Source organism: Paenibacillus sp. FSL E2-8871 (genome assembly GCF_038000345.1).
Taxonomy (GTDB): Bacteria; Bacillota; Bacilli; order Paenibacillales; family Paenibacillaceae; genus Paenibacillus_AQ.
Genome location: NZ_JBBOBV010000001.1, coordinates 4411922 through 4430514 on the forward strand (window position 1 = coordinate 4411922; position 18593 = coordinate 4430514).

General features: G+C 43.1%; 19 protein-coding genes. 5 read left to right on the forward strand and 14 right to left on the reverse strand.

All coding sequences use genetic code 11. The annotated features are described in order from the left end of the window. Positions 1 to 24: 24 nt before the first annotated feature. The 4 genes from NYE25_RS20005 to rlmN all read right to left on the reverse strand — a co-directional run bounded on the left by NYE25_RS20005 (position 25) and on the right by rlmN (position 3238). Positions 25 to 954: an AEC family transporter gene (locus tag NYE25_RS20005; protein ID WP_042192800.1), complete on the reverse strand. Its 930-nt coding sequence runs from the start codon at positions 952 to 954 to the stop codon at positions 25 to 27. A 151-nt stretch (positions 955 to 1105) separates the two neighbouring features. Continuing rightward, on the reverse strand, positions 1106 to 1585 hold the full coding sequence (gene greA, locus NYE25_RS20010; protein WP_042131553.1) for a transcription elongation factor GreA: 480 nt from the start codon (positions 1583 to 1585) through the stop codon (positions 1106 to 1108). Between the two features lie 217 nt (positions 1586 to 1802). Further along, entirely contained in the window at positions 1803 to 2090 is a 288-nt protein-coding gene (locus tag NYE25_RS20015; RefSeq protein ID WP_042192802.1) for a DUF6509 family protein, read from the reverse strand. Positions 2091 to 2167: 77 nt separating this feature from the next. Further along, entirely contained in the window at positions 2168 to 3238 is a 1071-nt protein-coding gene (gene rlmN / locus NYE25_RS20020) for a 23S rRNA (adenine(2503)-C(2))-methyltransferase RlmN (RefSeq protein ID WP_341146682.1), read from the reverse strand. Between the two features lie 156 nt (positions 3239 to 3394). Between rlmN and NYE25_RS20025 the strand changes: the two genes are divergently transcribed. Beyond that, positions 3395 to 4456: an endonuclease/exonuclease/phosphatase family protein gene (locus tag NYE25_RS20025; protein WP_341146683.1), complete on the forward strand. Its 1062-nt coding sequence runs from the start codon at positions 3395 to 3397 to the stop codon at positions 4454 to 4456. A 23-nt stretch (positions 4457 to 4479) separates the two neighbouring features. Here the strand turns inward: NYE25_RS20025 and NYE25_RS20030 are convergent, their stop codons facing one another. The 4 genes from NYE25_RS20030 to NYE25_RS20045 all read right to left on the reverse strand — a co-directional run bounded on the left by NYE25_RS20030 (position 4480) and on the right by NYE25_RS20045 (position 7827). After that, complete coding sequence (locus NYE25_RS20030) at positions 4480 to 5775, reverse strand: polysaccharide deacetylase family protein (protein ID WP_341146684.1); 1296 nt, start codon at positions 5773 to 5775, stop codon at positions 4480 to 4482. A gap of 5 nt (positions 5776 to 5780) precedes the next feature. Next, positions 5781 to 6503 carry a hypothetical protein gene (locus NYE25_RS20035; protein WP_042192810.1) on the reverse strand — a complete coding sequence of 241 codons (723 nt, stop codon included), beginning with the start codon at positions 6501 to 6503 and terminating at the stop codon, positions 5781 to 5783. Between the two features lie 177 nt (positions 6504 to 6680). Continuing rightward, a complete protein-coding gene (locus tag NYE25_RS20040) occupies positions 6681 to 7343 on the reverse strand; it encodes a glycosyltransferase (RefSeq protein WP_143759242.1) in 663 nt (220 codons plus the stop codon). A 127-nt stretch (positions 7344 to 7470) separates the two neighbouring features. Then, on the reverse strand, positions 7471 to 7827 hold the full coding sequence (locus NYE25_RS20045) for a nucleotide excision repair endonuclease (RefSeq protein WP_042192814.1): 357 nt from the start codon (positions 7825 to 7827) through the stop codon (positions 7471 to 7473). Between the two features lie 361 nt (positions 7828 to 8188). On the opposite strand from NYE25_RS20045, the gene NYE25_RS20050 reads away from it, so the two are divergent. Continuing rightward, positions 8189 to 9679, forward strand: coding sequence for a peptide MFS transporter (locus tag NYE25_RS20050; RefSeq protein ID WP_076298016.1), 1491 nt, complete (start codon positions 8189 to 8191; stop codon positions 9677 to 9679). Between the two features lie 63 nt (positions 9680 to 9742). On the opposite strand, the gene NYE25_RS20055 is transcribed toward NYE25_RS20050, so the two are convergent. The 3 genes from NYE25_RS20055 to NYE25_RS20065 all read right to left on the reverse strand — a co-directional run bounded on the left by NYE25_RS20055 (position 9743) and on the right by NYE25_RS20065 (position 12960). After that, positions 9743 to 11158 (reverse strand): hypothetical protein, encoded by a 1416-nt coding sequence (locus NYE25_RS20055; RefSeq protein ID WP_076298017.1) that lies wholly within the window; start codon positions 11156 to 11158, stop codon positions 9743 to 9745. Between the two features lie 98 nt (positions 11159 to 11256). Beyond that, positions 11257 to 12027: a helix-turn-helix domain-containing protein gene (locus NYE25_RS20060; RefSeq protein WP_341147755.1), complete on the reverse strand. Its 771-nt coding sequence runs from the start codon at positions 12025 to 12027 to the stop codon at positions 11257 to 11259. 180 nt (positions 12028 to 12207) lie between these two features. Continuing rightward, entirely contained in the window at positions 12208 to 12960 is a 753-nt protein-coding gene (locus NYE25_RS20065; protein ID WP_341146685.1) for an SDR family NAD(P)-dependent oxidoreductase, read from the reverse strand. Positions 12961 to 13148: 188 nt separating this feature from the next. Between NYE25_RS20065 and NYE25_RS20070 the strand changes: the two genes are divergently transcribed. Beyond that, positions 13149 to 13790, forward strand: coding sequence for a TetR/AcrR family transcriptional regulator (locus tag NYE25_RS20070; RefSeq protein WP_081382675.1), 642 nt, complete (start codon positions 13149 to 13151; stop codon positions 13788 to 13790). Between the two features lie 58 nt (positions 13791 to 13848). On the opposite strand, the gene NYE25_RS20075 is transcribed toward NYE25_RS20070, so the two are convergent. From NYE25_RS20075 to NYE25_RS20085, 3 genes are all read right to left on the reverse strand, one after another. Then, complete coding sequence (locus NYE25_RS20075; protein WP_445667141.1) at positions 13849 to 14970, reverse strand: nitric oxide synthase oxygenase; 1122 nt, start codon at positions 14968 to 14970, stop codon at positions 13849 to 13851. A 139-nt stretch (positions 14971 to 15109) separates the two neighbouring features. Then, positions 15110 to 15388: a hypothetical protein gene (locus NYE25_RS20080; RefSeq protein ID WP_076284951.1), complete on the reverse strand. Its 279-nt coding sequence runs from the start codon at positions 15386 to 15388 to the stop codon at positions 15110 to 15112. Positions 15389 to 15466: 78 nt separating this feature from the next. Continuing rightward, the gene (locus NYE25_RS20085; protein WP_443189833.1) at positions 15467 to 16303 is read right to left on the reverse strand and encodes a methyl-accepting chemotaxis protein; all 837 of its coding nucleotides are present in this window, start codon (positions 16301 to 16303) and stop codon (positions 15467 to 15469) included. Positions 16304 to 16394: 91 nt separating this feature from the next. On the opposite strand from NYE25_RS20085, the gene NYE25_RS20090 reads away from it, so the two are divergent. Both NYE25_RS20090 and NYE25_RS20095 read left to right on the forward strand, forming a co-directional pair. Continuing rightward, positions 16395 to 17246 (forward strand): metallophosphoesterase, encoded by an 852-nt coding sequence (locus NYE25_RS20090; RefSeq protein WP_341146686.1) that lies wholly within the window; start codon positions 16395 to 16397, stop codon positions 17244 to 17246. Positions 17247 to 17428: 182 nt separating this feature from the next. Then, positions 17429 to 18535 (forward strand): PdaC/SigV domain-containing protein, encoded by a 1107-nt coding sequence (locus tag NYE25_RS20095; RefSeq protein WP_341146687.1) that lies wholly within the window; start codon positions 17429 to 17431, stop codon positions 18533 to 18535. Positions 18536 to 18593 lie beyond the last annotated feature (58 nt).

Genomic DNA, 18593 nt, shown 5'->3' on the forward strand with positions numbered 1-18593 from the left:
ATGAAAGAGGGGTCCTTTTTGTCTTTACGCCCCTTGCACTAGCACAATAAGGATCGGCAACACAAGAAAGGAAGCAAGCGTCGTCCATAAAATACATTTGGATACCAGCTCTGGAGAGGCGTCAAATCGTTCCGCTAATACCACCGCGTTGACGGCAACTGGCATGGAGGCCAGAATCAGCAGCACAGAGAATAAAATACCATCAATATGCAGAATAGATAATCCGAGGTAGGCCACTAGTGGAGCTAAGATTAATCGAATGATCATCCCTGCCCAAAAAGTAGACTGACCCTTACGTTCAGATGACATGGTTCGTACTTTGACCATCTGTGCACCCAGAATCGCCAGTACGACTGGTGAATAACCTCCGGCAACCATGGAGACCCCTGTAGCAAGCTCAGAAGGTAAATGCAGGTCAAATATTCTAAGAAAAAGTGCTAGCATAGCTGCATAGATGGCAGGGAGAGAGAACACGGACTTTACCGCATTTTTCACCGAGAACTGCGATCTAGCCGCAAAATAAACGCCCACAGTATTCACGATAATCATCTGCCCAATCACATACACAGAAGCCTTATCGAGCCCAAGCTGTCCGAAAGCCAGCAACACCAAGGGAAGTCCATAATTCACACTATTCGTAAATGTCGAGACCAGAGTCAATCCCGATATTTCAGAGGGGCCGAGCTTCAATAACTTTCCGATGATATTTGCAATCGCCCATAAAAAGCACAGATTTAGCAGCGAAAAAGCGAGTGTCTTGTAAATATCATCCATAGAAATCTCGGCCGTAGCCAGTGTATTAAGAATAATAGCCGGCGTTAAAAAGTATAAATAGAGCGTCAATAACGGCTTGGTATCCAAATTCTTAAACCGTCCAAGCAGTGCACCGACGATCACCGGAATGGATAATGGCACGATGACTTGATACAACGTTGATAACACGCTCTGGATCATGAACAGTACTCCTCTGCTCTAAGTTACTCTAAACTATAAGCGCAACAGAGCAAGACGTCTAAGATATGAAATCAATATACACAATAGCCATTACCTATAATTAAAAAAGGTCTCAACCCCTATAACGGGGTTGAGACCTTTTTATCATGTGTTACATCATTTTGATTTCAAGCAATTCATATTTGATGATACCCATTGGTGCGTTTACGCTAACGATATCCCCGACTTTTTTACCCAGCAATTCCTTGCCCAGCGGACTTTCATAGGAAATCTTGTTGTTCAGGACATCTGCTTCAGCAGCCCCTACAATTCTATATTCAATCTTCTCGGAGTATTCGATATCATTCAGAGTAACGATACAACCCATACTAACCTTCGAAAGATCCATCTGGCTCTCATCTACGATCTTGGCTTTGGTCAGCATTTTCTCCAAAATCATAATACGAGTCTCCATGAACGATTGATCGTCCTTGGCCGAATGGTACTCACTATTTTCCTTCAAGTCTCCATAGCTAATCGCCAATTTAAGCCGAGCTGCCAACTCCTTGCGCCCTGGACCCTTCAATTCCTTCAGTTCTTCCTCTAATTGAGCTAATCCTTCTTTGGTCAAGAACACTTCTTCATTAGACATGTATACAACTCCTATTTTGGATGCTTTATAATATTTTAACCTATATTTCACATTCGTGCGACAAGCATAAACGCCTTCGGCGTCCTTGTAAGGACGGCAAGCGTTTAAACGAGAAATATAAAAATTAAAGTATAGGTGCAAAACCTATACTTTCTTATATTTAAAGAAAAATCCCTGCCACAATTGAACCTAGGGCAAGGATGTCAATGCTGCATCATTATTCTGGCAAATGCTCTTTACAGAAAAGGAGTAACGCTGCTTCCTCGTCCTCTTCCATATCAAAGTCAAGCAACTGACCTGTTGTTGTCTCCTGTAGATCATAACTCACGATGCTAACTTGATCTTCATCCACTTTAATAATCGCTCTAGCGGATACTCCGTTCTCTACATAGAGCTCATCATCTTCTGGAACATCCAGTTGAACTACGAATTCATACCGTTTACCGGTTAGTATACCAAAAGGATCTTTAACATTCTCCACGTTGTAGCTTGTAAATGTCAACATTGCTCAATCAACCTCTTTTCCTAATACCTGCCACGTCATTGTATCACAAAAAGCTGCATGAAGGGGTCAGCCCGTCCTCAAACCATAGCTTTCGACTTCTTGATCTGCTTGCTTCGCAATTGTCCGCAAGCAGCATCAATATCTACACCATGCTCCAGACGAGTGCTTACGCTGACGCCCTGCTTCTTCAAGGTATCAAAAAAGGCTCGTACGGTCTCCCGCTCGCTTCTTTGATATTGACTGTGCTCATCGACTGGATTATAAGGAATCAAGTTCACATTGACGAGCTGGCGCCGGTCGCCGATTAGTTCGGTCAGCTCAAGCGCATGCTCCTTGCCGTCATTTACATCCTTCATCAGAATGTATTCTAACGTAATTCTGCGATTTGTTTTTTCCAAATAATAATCTATGGACTCCATTAGCTTCTCAATTGGAATGGCCTTGTTAATCTTCATAATCTTCGTCCGCAGCTCATTATTAGGCGCGTGAAGCGATACTGCCAAGTTCACCTGTGTATTCGCATCGGCAAATTCTACGATTTTGTTAGCAAGCCCACTCGTCGATACAGTAATACCTCTTCCTGCGATGGCTAATCCCTTGTGGTCCTTAATAATCGATAAGAAATTGAGCAGGTTCTTAAAGTTGTCGAACGGTTCGCCAATTCCCATGACTACAACGTGACTAACCTTTTGTTCGAGGTTTGCTGCATCCAAATGCTGCTGAACCTTCATAATCTGCTCTACAATTTCACCGCTGGAAAGATCACGACTCTTCGCTAACAGTCCACTAGCGCAAAAGCTGCAGCCGATATTACATCCAACCTGAGTAGTGACACATACGGACAAACCGTATTTCTGTCTCATGAGCACCGTCTCGATCAGGTTGCCATCCTTCAAACGGAACAGGAACTTGATCGTCCCATCCGCAGACTCCTGCTTCACATGTTCTTCCAGCGTATGGATCACATAGTGCTGCTCCAATAATTCTACACAATCTTTATTTACATCGAGCATTTCTGAGAATTCTGTAATCCGCTTCCGATAAAGCCAATCCCAGACCTGCGTAGCTCGAAATTTTTTATGTCCACGTTCTAACAGCCATGCCGCCAGTTGATCAAAAGTTAATCCATAAATGGATTCCATATTCATTCGTTATCCTCTTTTCAAAACATTAAAGTTCAGTCCATCACTACTCATTGTCTCAAATTTTTTTTATTTAAACAAGGGGAGTTGTAGCGAAGCGTCGAAGTTTACACCATTAGAAGTCCGTTCTATGAAATTACATCTGAGGAGAGATCGAATCAAATGAGCTCAACCACAATAAAAATCATCGGTTTTGCCCTTCTAGCTGCCGTTCTAATCTTTGGTGGCTTTTTACTGTATATTACCATTACCGATTATAAGCCGAAGGAGACTACTCCACTAACGGTAAACCATAATCAGGAACTAATGATGAAGCAGGGAGAACCTTTTGCAATAACAACCTTTAATATTGGCTATGCTGGGCTGGATAAGGATCAGGATTTCTTTATGGATGGCGGGACCAAATCACGTTCAAGCAGCGAGGAACAAACGAGGACAAATCTTGAGGCAATAGCCTCTCTAATGACCACTTCAGGCTCAGATTTATTTGTGTTGCAGGAGGTAGATATCGATTCTTCTCGTAGCAACCATATAGATGAGGTCTCCTTGTTATCGAATACCTTCTCTGATTACAGCAACGTATTCGCAACGAACTACAAGGTGCCTTGGGTACCGATTCCCGTTCTTGATCCGATGGGCTCAGTAAATAGCGGTTTATTAACCTTATCTAAATTCGGTAGCACAAGTAACGTTAGATATGATCTTCCGGGAAAAGAAAGCTGGCCTCGTCAACTGTTTGAACTTGACCGCGCCTTTTTGGAGAGCAGATTCCCCGTCGATAACGGGAAAGAGCTGATCCTGATCAACCTTCATTTATCAGCCTTTGACCAAGGGGGAACGATTCGCAAGCAGCAATTAGAATATCTTTCTACTTATATTCAGAGAGAGAATGATAAAGGTAATTACCTCATCTTAGGCGGAGACTGGAATCATTCTTTACCTGGCACAACCCCTGAGGCCTTTGAGACTACACAAGCTTGGCCAGAATGGCTGCAGCAGTTCCCTGAAGATTTCAAACCGGAGGGCTTTCAATGGGCTGTCGATGCTAAAGTGCCGTCCGTCCGGACACTTGATGTAGCTTATTCAGAAGGTGTAAATTTCCGGGCTGTAATTGATGGCTTCCTAGTTTCACCGAATATCACAATAAGTGGCGTACAGGGCCATGACCTATCTTTTGAACACAGCGATCATAACCCTGTAACAGCTACTCTTATTCTAAGATAAGACCCAATCATGGATCATTGATGTTATTTAAAAATGACGAATTTCATGTTTTTCCCTTTTAGATACTGAATGATAGCAGGCAATGCCTCTACGGTAATCTTCTTTTCGTGAAAAAGATATACAGCACCGGACGGATCAGTATGATGAACAAATTGAATGACGTCTTTCGGGGTCTTGCGTCTCCAATCCTCGGAATCACGATTCCATAACAATACTTTCATCTGCTGTTCTGTCACTTTGGCTGCTAACTTATCATTAATCGCACCATATGGCGGCCGAAAAACAGTAATCGGCGATTGAATGATTTGCTCCAATGCCTGGTTAGCCTTCGCCAAATTATTCTGATTCTCGTTAGCCCCATTGTCGGTCATCTTGCTATGATCCCACGAATGACTTCCAATCGACATCTGATGTTCACTCGCATACTTAACCGCTTCCACATTATGAGCGACCTTATTCCCAACAAATAAAAAGGTGGCTGCCACCTCATGTTCTACTAGAATATCTACGATTTCTTTCGTATACTTCGACGGACCATCATCAAATGACAAGGCCACGTAACCTTTCGGCAGGCTATAGGTGTATTTATTCCCGGTTAATTTAATCTCCTCATACCGCTGTGTTTGTTCTTGAGGAGGCTCTGTAGGTTCTGGTGTAGGTTTAGAAGGTTCTGGCGTAGGCTCAGACTCCTCTTGCTGGCTAGCGCTCGCTTCTATCTTACCAATAGGAGGAATGAACGGTAGAGAGACTATTTTCTCGATCCCCTCAGCGCTGGCGCCTAGTGAGGGACCTTCCAATCCTTCTGCACGGTCCATATCTTGACCACCCATTCGAAGAGACAACAATATAACTACTAAACAAGCGAACATGATACTCTGCAGTCTAAGTCTTCCAACCCGTTTTTTGCTCTTCTTTCTTAGCCTGCGTGCTGGAGGTATAGAGGGTGGCGTAGTTTCAACAGTAATCTCTTCCTGTACATGGGGATCGTTCACTTGCTTTAATTGAAGAAGCTGAGACACATAATATTCAGAGCAGGCAAAATACATAGTTTCGCTGAAGGTTTGGTTCATAATAATCAGTGTGCTGTAATAACTATTACGAAATGGATCCCACTTCGGATACAATGACAATCTCATTCTTTCCCCGAAAAAGGGAGCCAGCGCGTTTAGTTGTTCATATGTAAATTCGTCTATGTTTAGCATGCGTCTGGCATACCCAATATCACGGGTTAAACCTACTTCAATCTGATAACCGGCCTGTTCATGCTCAAGCGACAGCAACTCAATCATTAGAACAGTGCTCGGTTCATTCATTGCCATGAATCTTATGTATCTCCGTTTTCGTCATTTCGTCCCGCCAGTGTGCTTCCATTCCCAAAAGGAACGGTCATACGATTTGTAAAATCGCTGATCATACCGGAGAGATATGCTTTTTCTTGGCGGATCGTATCGTATTTCTGTCTTAAATGCGCGTTCTCAGTTTCAATCCGTCCGAGCTTCTCTTCCAGATCATTCATCTTCTTGAGCTTCTCTGCATGAGCTTCGTTATGCTTTTGGATCAGATTTACATACTTTTGATGCTCCAGATCGATCGTACTCTTTAATTCTTCAATCTCTGCAGTGAGGGTAGTCTGAAGCTCCCGATAATCTTCCAGCACTTGATCGACTTTCAGATTCTTCTCAATCAATTTATGCTCAAGCTCTCGAACGTTCTTCTCTCTTTCCTCAATCACTTTATTGAGATTCTTCATGTCCCGGTTCAAACGTTCAACATGGCTGCTGGAATGAGTCAACCGATCCTGAAGTTCATTAATATTCGTCTCAGCATGCTGTCTGGCCTGAATGATCTGCTCCACGGAGAAGATCAAATCGAGTGATTTTTTATCAAGCGGCGCTTTCCCTGTAGTAACCACTCCTGCTAAAGTCTCGCCAGCAATCTGTTCCTCTACTTCCTCGCCCTGCTCTTCTGATAATTGCACCTTTTGAACCATACCCGGTTTGGACTGCTTATCCACTGAATCTTTCTTTTTAAAAAAGGGAGAAATCATTGATCTTATCACCTCAATTATAAAAAAATGTCAAAAAATGTCGAGTGCCCACGAGTCTATTATAGTTTACTTGTCTTGTCTGTAAGTGAGCCTTTATATCTAACTTTTTGAATTGGATCAAAAGACCTAAATTCTTGCCAATAACAAGAAAAAAGCACCCTTGCGGGTGCTCTGGTTTTAATTAAATTTATCGGGGAATTGTTTAACAATACCTTCGGTTAGTATATCTCCAAACATAATCATATGCTCGAGCCCTTTATCGAAAGCGACGATCTCGGCATCCCAATCCTTTTTAGCTCTAGCTGTCACATCATCCGTTATTAGCTCCAAATGTTCATGAAGCATCTCTTTCAATTGTTCATACGAATATTTGGGATTCTGTGCGCTAAGGAACTTAGCAATGTCGTCAGCGTTGTCGTACCACTCTTTATTGTATTTTTCCAAATCCGCCTGATTACCTGCTAGTGCAGCAGCAACTACCTTTCCGGCAATAAGGATATGCTCCCGCAATAATTGAGCTAGCTTATCACCTACGGCCTCACCGTAATACGGCTTATAAACATTCCCTATCTCCTGCTGATTCTGTAACAACCTTGCCAGTACCTTCTCTTTGTCCTCGGAATTCGCAAAGGCGCTAACTATGTAGTTTTTCGTCCATATCACATGGTCGCTCCATAGTTTCCTAAGATTATCCTTAAGCTCTATTACAGAGGGCGTAAAGCATTGCTTGTGTGAACTCTTTTTCTCTTTGGCTGCAGCATCGGCAGTTACAGGCATTACACTAACAACAAGGAACATACACACAAAAACTAACTTCGCAATCAAAAACTTAGGCTTCAATATGACCTATCTCCTTTTAAGCATCTATTAACAATCCTGTATAGTGTGTACCGATACTCTTATTTCATTCCTATCTTCTTGTACATAAAAAAAAGCACCGTCATTAGACGGCGCCTCTTCCTTAAACTTATCTGAACATCACTTTATCTACATTGTATTTAGACTTCAATTCATTAATGATATACGTTTCGTAGATCTCTCTATGAACGGGGCTCTCGATTAAACTTACATCAATTCTGGTGACCTCGTCCCGATGCAGCTTAATATCAGATACGGTGTCTTCGAAATGTTTTTTGATTCTAGGTCTTAGCTTTCTCGCTTTACCTACAAACAACAACTCATCTTGGTCATTGTAGAACATAAAGATACCGCCGTAATCTCTTGGAATTAGGTGGAAATCAGTGAATCCGTAGATATTGCTTAGCTGCGGGTTGATTTGTTTAGTAATACTAACATCCACATTGGGCATAGTTATGTTGATCATTTTAGCTCACGTCCTCTTTCTATATAGGAGTAAATAGTATCATAAGTTTGCCTTTTATTCTATCTTTCACACCCTTGTTCAAATGGATTAGTGGGAATTGAACCCAAATAACGCTCGTATTTACCACCGTTTAGGATCACAGGTTCTTTGGTTAAATACAGCGTCTCATCCTGGATGAAAAATACAATAAAAGTTAATTATAAATTCCCACTGGAAATATTACTAAAAAATATGACGTTATTCAGAACCTTCTCGCCAAAGGGTTGTGATTTTCCTCATGAGGGTATTATAAATATTAAGGTAGTGTAGAGTTGTGTTAACTTCATGAAAAGAGCAATTAGCATCTAGGAGGATTTGATTCATGTCAGCAACAGACAGGCAAAAAATTGTAGATAGTGTCCCGCAAACCGGATTTTTCGGACATCCTAAGGGACTATTCACACTCTTCTTTACTGAATTTTGGGAACGTTTTTCCTATTATGGCATGAGAGCGATCCTTGTTTACTACATGTATTATGAAGTAAGCAAAGGCGGGCTCGGATTTCCAGAGGATATGGCCCTTTCGATTATGTCTATCTATGGATCACTCGTATATATGTCTGGAATTATAGGTGGATGGCTTGCGGATCGGATTTTCGGGACTTCGAAGGCTGTCTTTTACGGCGGCGTTCTAATTATGTTTGGGCATATTTTACTGGCGATACCGGGAAATGCCACGCTATTCTTTTCTTCGATGATTATGATCGTGCTTGGAACCGGACTTCTTAAGCCCAATGTATCAAGTATTGTAGGCGAAATCTACAGCGAACAAGATAACCGCCGCGACGCTGCTTTCAGCATTTTTTATATGGGTATTAATCTCGGCGGATTCATCTCTCCACTGATTGTAGGCGCTGTAGGTATGAATAATTTCCATCTCGGTTTCTCGATTGCCGCGGTGGGCATGTTTATTGGATTAGTTGTTTACGTAGTGACTCGCACCAAAAATCTAGGTCTGGCAGGTACGATTGTACGCAACCCGATTCCAGCCGAACAAAAGAAAAAATTATTTACTTGGATTGGCATTGGACTAGTTGTGCTTGCTGTATTAGTTACGGTCGGCATTCTTACTGGAATACTCACCTTTGAGACATTCATTAAAATCGTAGGGGTGTTAGGGCTACTTATTCCTACAATGTACTTCATTGTGATGTACCGCAGTCCCAAAACAACAGCTGTAGAGCGATCACGGATTCTCGCGTACATCCCTTTATTTATTGCTTCGATTATGTTCTGGGCGATTCAGGAACAAACTTCAACAGTTCTAGCAAGCTTTGCTGATAAGCGTACCCAATTGGACTTTGCAGGCATACACATTTCTCCAGCTTGGTTCCAATCGCTTAACCCGCTGTTTATTATCGCCCTTGCACCTGCATTTGCATGGCTTTGGTTAAAGCTCGGTAACCGCCAACCAACGATTCCACAAAAGTTCTCGCTTGGTTTATTGTTTGCCGGTCTGTCCTTCCTAGTAATTCTGGTACCGGCTTACTTCGGTGGAGCCAATTCACTGGTGAATCCATTATGGCTGGTTCTCAGCTACTTTATCGTCGTCATTGGGGAACTATGCTTGTCACCTGTTGGCTTATCAGCAACAACCAAACTGGCACCAGCTGCCTTTACCGCTCAGATGATGAGTATGTGGTTCTTGTCCAATGCTGCTGCGCAAGCTATTAATGCTCAGATTGTGAAGTTCTATACCCCGGATACCGAGATGCTGTACTTCGGAGTTATCGGCGGAGTAGCCATTGTGCTCGCGTTAATTCTCTTCCTGTTCTCTCCTAAGATTCAGAATTTCATGAAGGGTATTCGATAAACATATAAGGCTGTCGAGATTAGTCTCGGCAGCCTTTTTTTGAGTCAATATTCTAAGCTAGTTCTACACCAGAAACATAGCAACAATTGTTGTAACTATCAGCCCAATCAGCACCGGTTTAACATTGCGTCTAGCGAGCTCAAATGGACTTACGCCGCAGATGGCGGCGGCTGGAATCAATGCCCATGGGATTAGCGTCCCCCCGCCAACCCAAATGGCAGATACCTGACCGAGTGCAGTTAAAGTAGCTGCGTCGGAATGTGTGGCAACAGCGAACAATTTTCCGATGGACCCCGCAAGTGAGATTCCCGAGAACCCTGAACCATCAAGGCCCGTAATGGCCCCTGTTATGGTAGCGGTCACAGCACCTACAGCACCATTTAGAGGTACATTATGCGCCAGAGCAACCCCTAGATCATTAACAATTCCCTGAGATGCAGCAGGTAAGACTTTACCAAACAATTCAGCAAAGGCCGAATCTCCCAGATAGAAGAATGCCGCAATTGGAATTACTGGACCGAATACTTTAAAGCCGAACGTAAGCCCATCGATCAGATATGTGGTGACTTGCTCAAGTCCTTTATTACGATGTGCGAGCATTGTTACTACAACCAAGATAAATACAGCAGTCCCGCCAACTAAGGCCGTTGCGTCTCCACCCTGTAAATCCAGTAGGAACATGCCTGCTACATCAGCTAGAAACAGGAGTGGGATAACGATCGCCAGCCATTTTTTCAGTGTGGGAGGAATCACCGCTTGACCCTCGACCGCCTCACTGTCTGCAGCTAGCGCATTCGCGGCATTTTTCCCGGAAATAAGTCCGTCTCGCCAAGTACCGTTCTTCTGATCTCGTCGCATCATCCAATAAGCTGTTACCGTAGTGACTACACCCATCACTATAACAAGCGGAATACTCGCTTCCATGACACTGCTTACCGGAAGTCCTGCCGCATCTGCCGTCAATTTAGGTGCACCTTGAATAATATAATCACTCGACAGCGCAATCCCATGACCGAATAGATTCATCGCAATCGCTGCTCCAAGTGCAGGCAATCCTACGCGAATAGCAACGGGCAGCAGCACAACCCCTATCAGAGCCACTGCTGGCGAAGGCCAGAAGAACCATGATGTCACCATCATAATCAAGCCAATGCCCCAAAATGCCATAAACGGCGTACGTAAAAAACGTGTAAGCGGGGCAACCATCGTCTCGTTTATTCCGGTACGTGTTAAAACTCTGCTCATGGCTACAATGATCGAAATAATCATAATCGTACCCATTAGCTCCTTTGTTGCATATACAAAAGAGTTGAATACGCCTGTGACTGAACCACTAATCGTTTCTGTCGCGAGCCAGCCTAATACAAAGATGCCTGAAATACAGATCATCGTTGTATCCCGCCGCTTAATCAGAAGTGCCATAATGAACACGATGAATGCCAAATATACATAATGGAGCGCTGTTAATTGGATGCCCATCACTGAACCACACCCTTCTCCTGCTTACAAGTGCTATATGTTATGCAGGGGTGTAGGCTAATGTTCGGTAGAAATGGGCGCTTAAATATTTTTATGATTTAAATAGAAAGAGACGCTTTTGCTAATGTATCCATCACCTCGTCGCTAATAAATGGTGCGATAGACACGAGGGCTTTTATCCCTTCTTGTTCAAAAGCTCTTCTAGCGCACTCATCTAGTACCTCGTCACTTAAAAAAGGAGCAATAGATAATAATGCGTTAATGCCTTCTCGTTCAAAGGTACTTCTTGCACACTCATCCAGCATCTCATCGCTTATAAACGGAGCAATAGACAACAGCGCATGAATTCCTTCTCGCTCAAAGGTACTTCTTGCACACTCATCCAGCATCTCATCGCTTATAAACGGAGCAATAGACAACAGCACATGAATTCCTTCTCGCTCAAAGGTAACTTTTGCGCACTCATCTAGTACTTCTTCGCTTATAAATGGAGCGATGGATAGCAGATCTTGTATCGATACTGGATCCTTCACATATTCAAATACCTCGTTCACATGTTCCGTAAGAAGAATGGGGGCAACTTCGGAAATTTCGGCTACTGAAAGCTCATTTTGATTTAAAAATTGTTCTGTGGTATTTTCCAGTACATTTACTACTATCTGAGTCGATTTGCTCTTTTCAAGGATTGCATCAATGCTCACATTAAAAATTTCGGCCAGCTGGGGAAGCTTAGAAACATCCGGCATAGTCTCTCCTCGTTCCCAATTACTAACCGCCTGATAACTAATGCCTAGTTGATCGGCAAGCCCCATCTGAGTCATCCCTGTCTGCTTTCTTAAATCAGCGATATTCTTGCCTACCTTTAACATATCGAACACCGAAATCTCCTCCTCATTTATGATGGTTTCAGTGTATCTATTACTATTAATTTTGTATATCAAGCGTTACTTGAGTGCTTATCGAGACGCCTAGAACGCAAAAAGCCGCCCCACGCGTAGATAACATCTACGCATGAGACGGCTTTCTTAGTATTGCCTATTAGAAATTTATTATTTAGCCACGACTCCGCCATCAACTGGCAGCTCAACACCCGTAATGTAAGAAGCTTCGTCAGAAGCTAGGAACAATACAGCTTCAGCTACTTCAGAAGCACGTCCAACGCGTGGCAATGCAGTCTGGGACATAAAGAAGCTATGCATTCTTTCATCATTTACAAATTCAGCACTCATTGGAGTTTCGATAAAGCCTGGGTGAACAGAGTTCACGCGAATGTTATCTTTACCAAAGTCTACAGCTGCTGCTTTACTCAGCATACGAACGGCACCTTTAGAAGCTGTATAAGCGCCAGCACCGCTGCTGCCAGTCAAACCTGCGATGGAGGAGATATTGACGATGGAACCACCTTTATTGTTCTTCATTTGAGGAACAACATGTTTCATCCCAAGGAATACGCTGCTTACATTAATGTTCATTACTTTGTTCCATTGATCAACAGTGGATTCAAGTAATTGAACTGGGAACGAGATCCCTGCGTTATTTACCAGGATGTCGATTTTTCCAAATTTGCTAATCACATTTTCTACAACTTTGATCCAGTCTTCTTCGTAAGCTACATTATGTGCATAAGCTACTGCTTGTCCACCATTGGCTTCGATTTCTTTTACAACTGCTTGTACAGCAGCTTCGTTAATATCAGTTGCTACAACTGTAGCACCTTCTTTGGACAATAAAAGGGCTTCTTCACGACCCATGCCGCTGCCTGCACCTGTAATAATTGCTACTTTATTAGTTAGACGATTCATAATTAAGTCTCCTCTATAATCGTATTGTGATATAATAACTCGAGTGATGATAGTCACACTATCACTGTGATATTCATCATATCATTTTTACGAAATAACTACAACCTCTCCTTGCTTAATCCAATAAACGGTGGATATAATACTAATAATTAAAGAACCTAATTAAAAAATGGAAGGGTCTATCCCTCATGAATCCTAAAGCACGCTATGAAAAAGAACGATCTGACGGTAAACAGCAGCGATTATATACGATTCTCGAATCAGCAGAACGAATATTTTCGCAAAAAGGAATTGAAAAGTCGACGATGCAGGATGTCGCAAGCGAAGCAAATATAGGGATTGCGACGCTGTTTCGATATTTTCCCAGAAAAGAAAAGCTCATCGTGGCGGTGGCCACCCGAATGCTAGAGCCAATGCTCGATTACTTTAAGCATGTAGCCGACTTACCACTTACCTGTCTCGAAAAGATCGAGATGTTATTTGACTTCTTTATTCAGGATCAAAATCATTTAAGCATTATTTTTATGGTCAATTTTGAAAGCTACGCCTCTCACTTAAATGAGCCTGTTGAGGACGTTCTGGATTTCAATGCATTAAACCGCAAGATCTGGCATGAGTACTCCAGGATCATTCAAAATGGGGTAGAAGACGGTTCTATTCGCGCCGATCTCCCTGTGAAAGAGACCTTAATCACGCTGATGAACAGCTTTGCTCTCTTTTCCAGAAAGCTAACGATGAAAGAGAACATCCTCCTGCTAGAATCGGATTTAGACTCCGACAAGCAGCTCGAGCTTCTTAAACAAATCTTTCTAGAGCATTTAAAAGCCTAAAAAGCGCCAGTTTCCTTATGAGGGGAACTTGGCGCTTTTTTGATCATAAATTGGATTGCTAGTGAAAAGGACAGGTGGCCACAGGTGATCGCTGATAAAGGAAACGAGGGCTGTAATCATATTCTTTCAGTTTACTGTCATGCCAAATCGGTGTAGACGACGGAGACATAGGGGGGATCAGCCATGACCAGCGTCCCGAAACCTGACGTCCATGTCCCTGCTCCTGCTCTTGAAATCTCACAAATTGATCGGCTACTGTATGGTGATCAACGATACTGACCCCAGCTTGCTTAAAGGAATGCAGTACTGCACGATTCAACTCAAGAAGCACCCGATCCTTCCAAAGCGTTGTGTTACTGGAGCGGTCAAGTCCCATCAGATCAGCTACAGCTGGCAAAGTGTTATATCTTCCAGTATCCCCTAAGTTACGTGAGCCAATTTCGGTCTCCATGTACCAGCCGTTAAAAGGAGCCGCGGGGTATAGAATCCCGCCAATCTCCAACTGCATGTCCGAAATGATCGGCACAGAATACCAGCGAAGCTGAAGCTCTGCAAAACGTTCAATTTCAGGATGAGTTAACGGTACCTCTTGAATAAGGTGTTGAGGAATAGGAAATACATGGGGGTGCCCATTACCTATGCTGATCACTAGCGGCAATACATCATAATTGCCCCTTGTTCCCTGCCAGCCTAGTTGTTGGCACACTTTCGTAAATTCATCCGATGCCGGATCACCAGCGCGTTCATGTTCAGCATCACCAGGATATCCCGCGTAACGAATCAATTGATGGTTCCAAATCCGGATTCTCCGATCAGGAGCTTCCCCGCTGCGGAAGACCGTGATAAGTGGACGAATACGTCCTCCATTATTCGCCTTTTCCAGATGTCGCAGCAAAGCTTCAGCAATATCCTCCTCGGTCTCTGCCAGACGTTCATCCATCAGCTCAATGGATTGCCAAAAGAGGCGGCCAATGCAGCGGCTATTATTTCGCCAAGCCATTCTCGCCCCATGAGCCAGCTCTTCCGTTGTATGTGTGTAACTCCCGGATTGATTAATTTCTTCTCGTACGGCTTGGATGCGTTGATCCATCTCAGCTTCAGTCTTATCAAGTTCAGCGTAACATTGTCGAATGAAAGCCTCCGCCTGCCGGGTTAACTCTTCGATGTGCATGCCATTCATATCCTTTATCCTCCATCTAAGCCATGCTAGAACTCTCGTTCCAGTATACCACCCACACTCCTAAGCTACATCCTTAGGGGAATAGCACATGAGAACAACCCGTGAAGCTTATTCGCTTCACGGGTTGTAGCAGGAACATCTAGCGTTCTGAACGTTTCCCTTGCGTCTTCAATGCAGCAAGCCTGCTCTTATCCTCGGCCAGCAGTTCTTCAGCCAACTCCACACCTTGGGGACCTAACGAGGCACGAGCTTGCTCTACCGCCTGTTCGGTATGCGCCAAACGGTTCTCAGCCTGTGCCAAAGTCTGTTCTGTTGGATGACTAAGCGCCTGAGAGACAGAGAAATGAAGCTTGCCTAAAGCATTTTTGGCTTGAGTTACATTGTCGTTCGCTTGCAGACTGGAATCGGGTTGTTTCATAAATGAAATTCGCTCCCTTCTGAAATGCGCCTGTTCTCTTCTAGCATGGTTTAGGATAAGTAACTTTATGCATACACCCTACTGGATGATGGATTGCATGAAAGTAGTCATTTCTTTGCTGGCCTTATTCAAGCGCTCAATTACCCCGCTGAATTCAGTGACCAATTCTGCTTGTGCGTGTGAAGAAGCAGAGATCGCTTCAATTTCTTGCTCCATTTGCTTAATGGACTTTTGAACATCACTCAGTGATTTTTCAATATTATGGGTTGCTTCTTTAGTGTTAACGGACAGTTTGCGCACTTCAGTAGCAACCACCCCAAAACCTGCCCCTTGCTCTCCTACACGCGCGGCTTCGATTGCCGCATTCAGCCCAAGCAGGTTCGTCTGCTCAGAAATCTCACGAATGAAGCCGGCAACCTTATTCACTTCTTGTGATTCCGTTACGGCTCTACGCGTATTATCTAATATTTGCTGCGAAGTAGCTGATAATTCCTGAGATTGGGCAGCTACGCTCTGCACCATCTCCATTAGATGACTGCTTATCTCATTAATCTCATCTGTGAATCCTTCAAGCTTATTCTCGTTCTCTAGTGTATAGGCAATGGCAAAAACCCCGATTACATCATCATCCGTTCCGTAGATAGGTACACATGTTGAGATTACAGGAGCTCCATAAATTTCTGCTGGGATTCGGTTAGAGCTTGCTATACCTTTCAGTCCATTTGAAAGCGACAGATCTTCAGGAGGGATAGGGTTACCCTTAACCAATCCGAGATCAATAACTTTACTTGGTGCGTAATAATGGAAGATCTCCCTGTCCGTGATTCCAATCATAATATCCTGCGAGTGAATCTTTTTGAAATAAGGTGCTGCGAGGACTAAGGCATCGATAATACTCATCTCTTCATCTCCCATATAAAAAATGTATATGTAGTTTTATCGTCACAATGGGTTATTAAATGAATATTGTCATAGTAGAGTAACAATCCCCACGTATGATTTGTTTATGAATACTATTAGCAGACGCCAATTTCTGAAGAAAAGTGCTCAAGTGTCGCTCGGGCTGCTTGGAACCGCAAGTGCATCCGGCATTTATTCACACTGGGTTGAGCCCTACTGGCTTGAAGTTAAACATATAGATATAAAGCTTCCTCTACTCCCTCCAGCATTCGATAGATTTCGTATCGTTCATTTCAGTGATTTACACTTAGGCGTGTATACGAAGTCCGAAGCCTTAACAGAGTTAGTACAGCAAATTCAACATGTAAATCCAGATCTGATCTGCTTCACAGGGGATCTACTAGATCATTCTGTCGATTATATTTCTGAGGCTGTGGACATCTGTTCACAGTTGCTGGCACCCTTTGGACAATATGCTGTGTTAGGTAACCACGATGCTTTTGGCACTAGGAAAGCTGTGACGAAAGGGTTAACGCAATCTGGATTCCACGTACTTCATAATGAACATATTGTCTTAAAAAAAGATGCGGAGGCGCTTTATCTAGCTGGAGTAGATGATCCGTGGGTCGGCAAAGCAGATATTCATCAGGCGCTACGCCATATCCCTGATAAGGCATGTACTCTACTCCTTGCGCACGAACCCGATTTTGCTGATGAATATAGTCATCTTCCCATAGATCTGCAATTGTCCGGCCATAGTCATGGAGGACAGGTGCGTCTCCCATTTGTAGGTGCCTTGTATACCCCGCCGCACGGCAGTAAATATTCAAGCGGATTATACCAGCTCCCAGATAGTCGACTCCAGGTCTACACCACACGCGGAATTGGAGTGACTCGTATGCCTATACGTTTTAATTGTCGTCCCGAGCTTACCGTAATTACTTTAAAGTCCTCATGATTGTGTCAAAAATTAATAAATGGTTAAAAAGTATATACCTTTTGCACGTCTATGCAACAACACTGTAACCGTGTTTGTAATCAAATCTATTTGGGGCCTAGGTATAATTGTAGGAGTGATAGATAACATCAAAAATCATAATGAACTACATAAGCCCATCATTGGAGAGGAGAAATTAAATCATGAACAAAACTATGAAATGGACGTCTGCTGTAATAGCTACTGGAGTATTATTTGGAGGTACTGGACTCATCGGAGGGAATTCTGTTCAAGCTGCAACGACCGGTACAAAAACAGTCAATCAAGCTGTTCAGCAGCCTTCTGTGGCGCTTAAATATAAAGGCCAAGTCTTAACGCAGCAAGGAAAAATCGTAGACGGAAATACGATGATCCCTTTAACCGTATTGCGTGATGCCTTCGGCCTTGCTATTCAATACAATTCAACCACAAAGACTTACAGTGTAAGTAGTGACTCGGTGAAGCTGAACATGGAGGTCTCTGACTATGGCGTCAGTACCGATTTGAACGGATATTACATTTATAGCATGACCGGAAATCATGAAGTGAAGATGATCAATGACCGTTTATATGTTCCATTCAAACTGTTAAATGATTATTTAGGTGTTCAAGGCGTATATAATCCAGCTCAGAAATCACTTGAACTTAGCAAGAAGGTGATGAATGACATCAAGATCACCTCTGTTACCTTAGACAAGAGCAATAAGAATGCTAATATTAAAGTACAATATCCACAGATCAGCGGTCTGACGAATGAAGTACAAAACACGATTAATACCACCTTCAAAAAAGAGGCTGAACTATTCGTGTCAGAGGCTGAGAAAGAGTCTAGCCGTAGGGATGGCACGATAGAGAATAAATATGATTACTCTCAAAATTATGTTGTCACCTTTAACCGTGAAGGCGTGCTTAGTATTGTAGTTGATCAATATGGATATAGCGGTGGAGCACACGGCGGTACCATGCGCGAGGGACATACCTTCTCGCTGAAGGATGGTATGAAGATAGAGCTTAAAGACCTGCTAAAGGCAGAACCAAACTACAAACAAAAACTAGATAAAATGTTGAAGCAAAGCACTAAGGATATAGCTTTTCCGGAGTCAACTGGTGGTCTAACAGAGAAGCCTGCCTTCTTCGTCAGTGAAAGTGGCTTAGCTATCTTCTATCAACAATATGAAATCGCACCTTATGCAGCTGGAATCCCTACCTATACCTTTAATTTTAGTTCAATACTGCCTAAAGGCACTAATCCATTTGCTTCTTTCAAATAAATCACCACTAACGCAATGCAAAAAGCGCTTCAGCCAATCGGCTGAGGCGCTTTTTGTT

Excerpts from the sequence above, each read along its gene's own strand:
- NYE25_RS20050 (WP_076298016.1), top strand. The coding sequence starts at position 8,189 with ATGTCAGCAACAGACAGGCAAAAAATTGTAGATAGTGTCCCGCAAACC.
- NYE25_RS20055 (WP_076298017.1), bottom strand. The coding sequence starts at position 11,158 with ATGGGCATCCAATTAACAGCGCTCCATTATGTATATTTGGCATTCATC.
- rlmN (WP_341146682.1), bottom strand. The coding sequence starts at position 3,238 with ATGAATATGGAATCCATTTATGGATTAACTTTTGATCAACTGGCGGCA.
- NYE25_RS20085 (WP_443189833.1), bottom strand. The coding sequence starts at position 16,303 with ATGGGAGATGAAGAGATGAGTATTATCGATGCCTTAGTCCTCGCAGCA.
- NYE25_RS20080 (WP_076284951.1), bottom strand. The coding sequence starts at position 15,388 with ATGAAACAACCCGATTCCAGTCTGCAAGCGAACGACAATGTAACTCAA.
- NYE25_RS20060 (WP_341147755.1), bottom strand. The coding sequence starts at position 12,027 with ATGTTAAAGGTAGGCAAGAATATCGCTGATTTAAGAAAGCAGACAGGG.
- NYE25_RS20090 (WP_341146686.1), top strand. The coding sequence starts at position 16,395 with ATGAATACTATTAGCAGACGCCAATTTCTGAAGAAAAGTGCTCAAGTG.
- NYE25_RS20030 (WP_341146684.1), bottom strand. The coding sequence starts at position 5,775 with ATGGCAATGAATGAACCGAGCACTGTTCTAATGATTGAGTTGCTGTCG.
- NYE25_RS20070 (WP_081382675.1), top strand. The coding sequence starts at position 13,149 with ATGAATCCTAAAGCACGCTATGAAAAAGAACGATCTGACGGTAAACAG.
- NYE25_RS20095 (WP_341146687.1), top strand. The coding sequence starts at position 17,429 with ATGAACAAAACTATGAAATGGACGTCTGCTGTAATAGCTACTGGAGTA.
- NYE25_RS20005 (WP_042192800.1), bottom strand. The coding sequence starts at position 954 with ATGATCCAGAGCGTGTTATCAACGTTGTATCAAGTCATCGTGCCATTA.
- NYE25_RS20015 (WP_042192802.1), bottom strand. The coding sequence starts at position 2,090 with ATGTTGACATTTACAAGCTACAACGTGGAGAATGTTAAAGATCCTTTT.
- greA (WP_042131553.1), bottom strand. The coding sequence starts at position 1,585 with ATGTCTAATGAAGAAGTGTTCTTGACCAAAGAAGGATTAGCTCAATTA.
- NYE25_RS20045 (WP_042192814.1), bottom strand. The coding sequence starts at position 7,827 with ATGATCAACATAACTATGCCCAATGTGGATGTTAGTATTACTAAACAA.
- NYE25_RS20025 (WP_341146683.1), top strand. The coding sequence starts at position 3,395 with ATGAGCTCAACCACAATAAAAATCATCGGTTTTGCCCTTCTAGCTGCC.
- NYE25_RS20035 (WP_042192810.1), bottom strand. The coding sequence starts at position 6,503 with ATGATTTCTCCCTTTTTTAAAAAGAAAGATTCAGTGGATAAGCAGTCC.
- NYE25_RS20065 (WP_341146685.1), bottom strand. The coding sequence starts at position 12,960 with ATGAATCGTCTAACTAATAAAGTAGCAATTATTACAGGTGCAGGCAGC.
- NYE25_RS20075 (WP_445667141.1), bottom strand. The coding sequence starts at position 14,970 with ATGAATGGCATGCACATCGAAGAGTTAACCCGGCAGGCGGAGGCTTTC.